Here is a 2,193-nt window from a genome sequence, read left to right as displayed (position 1 = left end):
ACTTAAGACATTATCACTTGTTAAACACATATTGATGAAAACATTTACAAATTAAGTTGTAATAAAGCCAAAAACATGTTATTCTGTAAAGGAAACGGTACACGGTTACCAATTCTTGATTTTTAATTTTAAGGAGATAATTTACTATGGAAAAGAAAGAATTTCACGTAATTGCTGAAACTGGTATTCACGCTCGTCCAGCTACTTTGCTTGTACAAGCTGCTTCTAAGTTTGGTTCAGACATCAACCTTGAATACAATGGCAAGTCAGTTAACTTGAAGTCAATCATGGGCGTTATGTCCTTGGGCGTTGGCCAAGGCGCTGACGTTACCATCACTGCTGAAGGTGACGACGAAAAGGAAGCTATCGCAGCTGTTGCTGAAACTATGTCAAAAGAAGGCTTGGCTGAATAATGACTGAAACTTTGAAGGGAATCGCAGCTAGTGATGGCGTAGCCGTAGCACCTGCTTACCTCCTCGTTGAACCAGATCTTTCTTTCGAAAAGAAGACTGTTGACGACGTCGAAGCTGAAACAGCTCGCTTTAGCAAGGCTGTTGAAGAATCACAAGCTGAACTTGAAAACATCCGCAAAGTTGCAGCTGAAAGCTTAGGCGAAGAAGAAGCTCAAGTCTTTGACGCCCACCTGATGTTCTTGTCAGACCCAGAATTTACTGGTCAAATCGATGCTAAGATCAAGAGCGACGCTGTTAACAGTGAAGCTGCTCTTGACGAAGTTGCTCAAAACTTCATCAACATTTTCCAAAGCATGACTGACAATGCCTACATGCAAGAAAGAGCAGCTGACGTTCGCGACGTTTCAAAGCGGATCATGGCTCACCTCTTGGGCAAGGAATTGCCTAACCTGGCAAGCATTGACCACGAAGTTGTTTTGGTTGCTGAAGACCTTACTCCAAGTGATACTGCTCAACTTAACAAGAAGTACGTTAAGGGTTTTGTAACTGACCTTGGCGGCCGGACTGCTCACTCAGCAATCATGGCTCGGTCTTTGGAAATCCCAGCAGTTGTTGGTACTGAAAAGATCACCACTTCTGTTAAGAATGGTCAAATGCTGATCGCTGACGGTTTAGACGGTGTTGCTATCGTTGAACCAAGCGATGAACAAGTTGCTGACTACAAGAAGAAGGGCGAAGACTTCGCTAAGCAAAAGGCTGAATGGCGCAAGTTGAAGGACGAACCATCAGTAACTGCTGACGGCAAGCACTTCACCATCGCTGCCAACATCGGTACTCCAGACGACCTTGCTGGCGTTTTGGAAAACGGTGCAGAAGCAGTTGGCTTGTTCAGAACTGAATTTTTGTACATGAACTCCAGCGACTTCCCAACTGAAGAAGACCAATTCGAAGCGTACAAGAAGGTTCTTGAAGGCATGAACGGAAAGCAAGTGATCATCAGAACCATGGACATCGGTGGTGACAAGCACTTGTCATACTGGGACTTGCCAGAAGAAATGAACCCATTCTTGGGTATCCGTGCCGTTCGTTTGTCACTTAAGAACAAGGACATCTTCCGCACCCAATTGCGGGCTTTGCTGAGAGCTTCTGCTTTCGGTAAGCTGGGTATCATGTTCCCAATGATCGGTACCTTGGACGAACTTTACCAAGCTAAGGCTGTTTTGGCTGAAGAAAAGGACAAGCTGGTTAAGGAAGGCGTTAAGGTTGGCGATGATCTGCAAGTCGGCATGATGATCGAAGTTCCAGCTGCTGCCGTATTGGCTGACCAATTTGCTAAGGAAGTTGACTTCTTCTCAATTGGTACTAACGACTTGATCCAATACACGATGGCTGCTGACCGTGGTAACGAAAACGTTTCTTACCTCTACCAACCATACAACCCATCAGTACTGCGCCTGATCAAGCACACCATCGACTCAGCTCACAAGGCTGGCATCTGGTGCGGCATGTGCGGGGAAGCAGCTGGTGACTCAACTATGTTCCCAATCTTGCTTTCAATGGGTCTTGACGAATACTCAATGAGCGCAACTTCAATTTTGCGGATTAGAAACGAAATGAAGAAGCTCTCAACTGAAGAATTGGCTGACTTGGCTGACAAGGCAGTTAATGAATCATTGTCAAACGAAGACAACATTGAATTGGTTAAGAATTTGATGGCTAACAAGTAGTTTAAAAGCAATTAGCGGAAGCTCAATGTCATTAAGTTAAGACATTGACTTTG

2 protein-coding genes are annotated in these 2,193 nt (G+C 44.7%); both read left to right on the top strand.

Going from position 1 to position 2,193, the window contains the following annotated elements; all coding sequences use genetic code 11:
• The first annotated feature begins 146 nt into the window (after nucleotides 1–146).
• The gene (locus tag FC20_RS09365; protein ID WP_008461401.1) at nucleotides 147–413 is read left to right on the top strand and encodes a phosphocarrier protein HPr; all 267 of its coding nucleotides are present in this window, start codon (nucleotides 147–149) and stop codon (nucleotides 411–413) included.
• Nucleotides 413–2,140: a phosphoenolpyruvate--protein phosphotransferase gene (gene ptsP / locus FC20_RS09360; protein WP_008461403.1), complete on the top strand. Its 1,728-nt coding sequence runs from the start codon at nucleotides 413–415 to the stop codon at nucleotides 2,138–2,140. The genes FC20_RS09365 and ptsP overlap by 1 nt, the downstream gene beginning before the upstream one ends.
• The last annotated feature ends 53 nt before the right edge of the window (nucleotides 2,141–2,193 follow it).

Source organism: Lactobacillus equicursoris DSM 19284 = JCM 14600 = CIP 110162, assembly GCF_001434815.1.
Lineage (GTDB): Bacteria > Bacillota > Bacilli > Lactobacillales > Lactobacillaceae > Lactobacillus > Lactobacillus equicursoris.
The sequence above is the reverse complement of the archived record's forward strand: the minus strand, read 5'-3'. Positions and strand labels throughout refer to the sequence as shown.